The organism is Achromobacter sp., from assembly GCF_036567245.1.
In the GTDB taxonomy this organism is placed as follows: Bacteria; Pseudomonadota; Gammaproteobacteria; order Burkholderiales; family Burkholderiaceae_B; genus Achromobacter.
Genome location: NZ_DATCUY010000247.1, coordinates 1 through 4,455, shown reverse-complemented (window position 1 = coordinate 4,455; position 4,455 = coordinate 1). Strand labels below are relative to the sequence as shown.

5 protein-coding genes are annotated in these 4,455 nt (G+C 67.5%); 1 reads left to right on the top strand and 4 read right to left on the bottom strand.

Translation table 11 applies throughout. The annotated features are described in order from the left end of the window. Positions 1-411: Bug family tripartite tricarboxylate transporter substrate binding protein (locus tag VIR09_RS11045; protein WP_332012913.1), on the bottom strand; the 411-nt coding region annotated here is incomplete at its 3' end. Between the two features lie 159 nt (positions 412-570). Here VIR09_RS11045 and VIR09_RS11040 point away from each other — a divergent pair. Next, the gene (locus VIR09_RS11040; RefSeq protein ID WP_332012912.1) at positions 571-1,332 is read left to right on the top strand and encodes an IclR family transcriptional regulator; all 762 of its coding nucleotides are present in this window, start codon (positions 571-573) and stop codon (positions 1,330-1,332) included. A gap of 73 nt (positions 1,333-1,405) precedes the next feature. Here the strand turns inward: VIR09_RS11040 and VIR09_RS11035 are convergent, their stop codons facing one another. The 3 genes from VIR09_RS11035 to VIR09_RS11025 form a co-directional block, all read right to left on the bottom strand. After that, on the bottom strand, positions 1,406-2,239 hold the full coding sequence (locus tag VIR09_RS11035; RefSeq protein ID WP_013395181.1) for a mechanosensitive ion channel family protein: 834 nt from the start codon (positions 2,237-2,239) through the stop codon (positions 1,406-1,408). A gap of 151 nt (positions 2,240-2,390) precedes the next feature. Continuing rightward, positions 2,391-3,506 (bottom strand): DUF1513 domain-containing protein, encoded by a 1,116-nt coding sequence (locus VIR09_RS11030; protein WP_332012911.1) that lies wholly within the window; start codon positions 3,504-3,506, stop codon positions 2,391-2,393. Then, positions 3,496-4,455 (bottom strand): imelysin family protein (locus tag VIR09_RS11025; protein WP_332012910.1); only part of this gene is annotated, 960 nt, incomplete at its 5' end. The genes VIR09_RS11025 and VIR09_RS11030, both read right to left, overlap by 11 nt.

The following is a 4,455-nucleotide window of genomic DNA, read 5'->3' as shown; positions in this document are numbered from 1 at the left end:
GTTCACCACCAGGATGTTCGGCACCTTGGCGCCCAGCGCCACCGGCGTGAAATCCTTGGTCAGGTCGAAATTGACGTTCTTGTACAGCGTCTGGTTGATGGCGCTGGTCACGGCCACGAACAGCAGCGTGTAGCCGTCGGGTTCTGCGCGCTTCACCTGGTCGGTGGCGATGTTGCTGCCGGCGCCCGGCTTGTTCTCGATCACGAAGGACTGGCCGAGGCTCTCGGTCAATTCCTTGGCCATGATGCGAGCGATCACATCAGTGGTGCCGCCGGCCGAAAAGCCGACCACGATGCGGACAGGCTTGTCAGGGTAGGCGGCGTGGGCGGAACCCATGGCGAATGCGCTTGCGGCGGTAGCCAGAAGGGTGGCGGCGAAGCGCCGCAGTCCAGGCTTTTGACCTGTAGTCATAGAGTCTCCGTGCAGGTACTGTCCATTGAATGGACGATTTGAATTGTTCGATGCAGCATTCTGAGCTATACACATGCACTGCATCAAGGTAGAGTCCACAGCACGGACAGTGGTTTTCCCTTGAACATTCCGTAATAACCCGAGTTTTCAGAGATTTTCATGCAAGATAGCGACGCTGGGGCCGCAGGTCCACGCACATTGCGGCGCGGACTGGCCGTCCTGGCCGTCCTGCGGGACCAGGGCCCCGATGGCCTGAGCGTGACCGATATCGCCCGCCTCACGGGCATACAGCGTCCCACCATCTACCGCCTGCTGGCCGCCCTGCTCGACGCCGGGCTGGTGCTGGCCGTGACCGGCACCAAGAAGTACCGCGCCCAACTGGCGGTGGACCCGGACACGCGCTCGCGCGATCCGCGTGTGCGCCAGTTGCTGCCCGTGCTGCGCCGCCTGGCCGACCGCACCGGAGACGCAGTATTCCTGGTAGTGCGCGAAGACGACGATTCCATCAGCCTGCATCGCGAGATCGGCAGCTATCCCGTGCAGATCCTGGCCACCTACGCCGGCAAGCGCCAGCCCCTGGGCGTGGGCTCGGGCGGCATGGCCTTGCTGGCCGCCCTGCCCGACGACATTGCGCGCGGCATCGTCGAGCGCAACTCCGGCCGGCTGGACGAATACGGCGGCATGACGCCGCAGGAAATGTTCCGCCTGATCGAAAACACCCGCGCTCGCGGCTATTCCGTGGTGGGCAACCACGCAGTGCGCGGCGCGCTGGGCGTGGGCTGCGCGCTGCTGGACTCGCAGGGCGCGCCGATCCTGGCGGTCAGCGTCACGGCCATCATCGACCGCATGCCGGCCCAGCGCCAGCGCGAAATCGCCGGCTGGATCAAGACCGAGCTGGCGCGCCTGTCGATGCAGGCCTGAGGCCTGCCGCAGCCGGCAAAAAAACGGGCGCCCAAGGGGCGCCCGTTGTCATTCCAGCGGAGACCAGCCTGCTTCAGGCCGCCGCTCCGGGCTTCGCGTTCTGGATCTCGCGCATGGGAATCGGCGGCTGGAAGCCCGCGTCTTCCAGCGACTTGCGGATGTCCTGGTACAAGCCCCAGCGCAGGTCCCAATACTTGGCCGATTCGGTCCACACCCGCACATTCACGACCACGCCGTTTTCCTTGTAGTCGACCACCTTCACCAGCGGTTCGGGATCCTTCAGCGTTTCCGGGCGGGCATCCACGATGGCGCGCAGCTTGGCCACCACCACTTCCAGGTTGTCGCCATAGCGCACCGGCACCGGGATATCCAGGCGACGCGTCTTGTTGCGGCTGTAGTTGGTGATGGTGGCGTTCCACACCGTGCTGTTGGGCAAGGTCAGATGGATGCCGTCGACCTGGACCAGGCGCGTCAGGAACAGGCCGACCTCTTCCACCGTGCCGTCCACGCCGGTGCTCAGCGCCACGTATTCGCCGGCGCGTATCGGGCGCAGGATCAGCAGCATGATGCCGGCCGCGATGTTCTGCAGCGTGCCTTGCAAGGCCAGGCCCACGGCCAGGCCGGCGGCGCCCAGCACGGCGATCAGGCTGGCCGTCTGCACGCCGAAGCGCGCCAGCACCGCAATGACGGTGAAGATGCGCACCGTCCAGACCACGGTGCTGTAGAACATGGGCACGATGGTGGGATCGATCTTCTTGGAGCGCGTCGCGGCGCGGCGCACCCAGCTGCCCAACAGGGACGAAACCCACCAGCCGATGATCAGGATCAGCAGCGCGACCGCCAGATTGAGGCCCAGGTCCACCAGCTTGGGAGCCCAGGCGTTAAATTCTTTCAAGGCTTCTTCCATGGATACTCCTGCGGAAAAGTTGAGGCCGCGAGAGCAGCCCGGCAGCGGGCGCCTTGCGGCCTGAAAAAACAGCCGAAAACTTTATCAGATGGCGCATGCGATCAGGGCCGCGTCGCGGCCCCGTTGTGTCAAGCTTTGTAAGCAAGCCGGATCAGGCCCGCGCCGGGACCTTGCGGAAATGATTGTCCCAGGACACCTCGCGCGACGGCGCCAGCACGGGCTTTTCCGTGCCCGAGGCATCGGTGCGCAGCATCGCTCCCAGGCCGCTGCTCAGCAGGAAGCCCTCGCCGGCCGCCGGCGCCACGCCGCAGCCATCCGCCAGTTCGGTCGTGCCCAGGCAACGGCCGCTGGCCGCATCCCAGTAGATCACCTGTCCGCCCACCGGGCTGGAGGTCGCGACCACCGCACCGGTCGCATCCACCGCCACCGAACCGACGTAGTTGCGCATCTGCCGCAGCGCCTGCGCGGGTCCTTCGAAAAGCTCCAGCCGCGCGCCGCGCCTGTGCCGCCCCACCAGCGCTGGCCGATCGGAGGCCGGACCCATGTACTGACAGCCGAACCAGACGCTGCCGTCGGCGGCCAGCGCCAGGTGGCGGATGGACAGGCGGTGCAGAGCGGAATCCAGCTCCACTTTTTCAAGCAGCTCGCCGCTGGCCGCGTCGATGTAGGCCAGCGAAGGCCGCATCGTGTCCAGATTCAGCTCCAGCTTGCCGTAGTCGGGGTGCGTCAGGATGCCGCCGTTGGCGACGCAGAGCGTCCTGCCGTCGGGCATCAGCACCACTTCGTGCGGGCCGATGCCGCCGCTGTCGAATTCACCGATGCGGCGGTAGGCGCCACCGGGCGAAGCGTCGTACAGCCCCAGCACGCCCCGGCCCGCTTCAAAATCGTTTTCGGTGGCGGCCAGCAGGCGGCCGCCGTCCACATAGGCGCCATGGCCGAAGAAGTGGCGCTCCTCGTGCAGGGGCAAGGCTTGAGGCTCACCACCCCGCAGGGAAAATGCCAGCGCGAAGAAGCCCGGCTGGCGCCCGAAGACAACAGCGCGCTCCCCTGCGGCATCGATGGCGAAGCTATGTCCGCGCGCAGGCATGGACACCACCAGCCGATCATGCCCCGCCTCATCCAGCAGCGCAGTTTCGTCGCGCCCGGCGCGCTTGCGCGCGCTCAGGTACAGGACTTCGCCGTCCTTGGGCGCGGCCGCCAGCGCAGCTGCGGGCGCCAGGCCCATGGCGGCCGCGAGCGACAGGAAGCGGCGCCGGTCAATCGCCATCGAGCGCATTGAATCCAATCGTGACGCCCAGGGCCGGCGCCAGATTCTCATCGACGATGGCCTTGGCGTTCTTGAGGGTCAGCGCTGCCAGCGTCAACTGCCTGCGCCCTTCTTCCTGCGCCAGCGCCTGCTCCAGCGGCCCCGGCACATCCCGCAAGGCGCGCGCCGCGCTCGCCAGTTCGCCGCGCACGGACTCGGCCATCCAGGCGTCGCCCTTGGGCAGTGCGTAGGCGCCCGCCTGATAAAACGCCTGCAGCCCGTCCAGGTTGGCCGCCAGCAGACGCGTCGACAGCTGGCTGCGCCAGAACGCGGCGCGCTTGGGCCGCGCCGCTTCTGGCGTATCGCCCAGCACCGGCAGGATCTTCACGTCGCGCGCGAATTGCAGCCCGGTGGAAAGGGACTTCATGGCCTCGGCCGCGATTTCCTGCTGATCGCGGTACAGGTCGTTGCCGGACTTGGGTTGCGCGAACTGCCGGCCGAAATCGCCCTCGGCGCTCCAGGCCTGGGCTACATCGCGCGTGATCTGCCCGACGTTGGCGGCCACCGCCCGGGCGTAATCGCAGGCGTAGGCGTCGACCTGCCCGCCATCCTGCCGCAGCAAGGCCGGCTCGCCGTACAGCACGTATTCCAACGCGGGCAGGCCCTGCACGGCCACGCTGCGTCCCGCCAGGGCGCCGGGCACGAGCAAGGCGCCGTCCTGAGCGGCGATCAGCGCCTGCACCTGCTTGGGCATGACGCCGCGCGTATCGGGCCAGAAGGCCAGGCGCTCGTAGCGGTTGGCCTGCACCAACGGGCCGAAGCGCAGGAACTCGATGCCGGACCAGGCCAGGGCCAGGTTCTCGAAAGCCTCTTTGACGCGTGCGGCGTCCGCCGTGCCCGGCTGGGCGCACCAGCGGCCCAGCGCGCCGTCCAACGCCGACGCCGCATCCACCATCCGTGCCACGGCGGG

What these genes read in the sequence shown, in the direction of transcription:
- VIR09_RS11040 (WP_332012912.1), top strand. Translation starts at nt 571, where the DNA reads ATGCAAGATAGCGACGCTGGGGCCGCAGGTCCACGCACATTGCGGCGC.
- VIR09_RS11030 (WP_332012911.1), bottom strand. Translation starts at nt 3,506, where the DNA reads ATGGCGATTGACCGGCGCCGCTTCCTGTCGCTCGCGGCCGCCATGGGC.
- VIR09_RS11035 (WP_013395181.1), bottom strand. Translation starts at nt 2,239, where the DNA reads ATGGAAGAAGCCTTGAAAGAATTTAACGCCTGGGCTCCCAAGCTGGTG.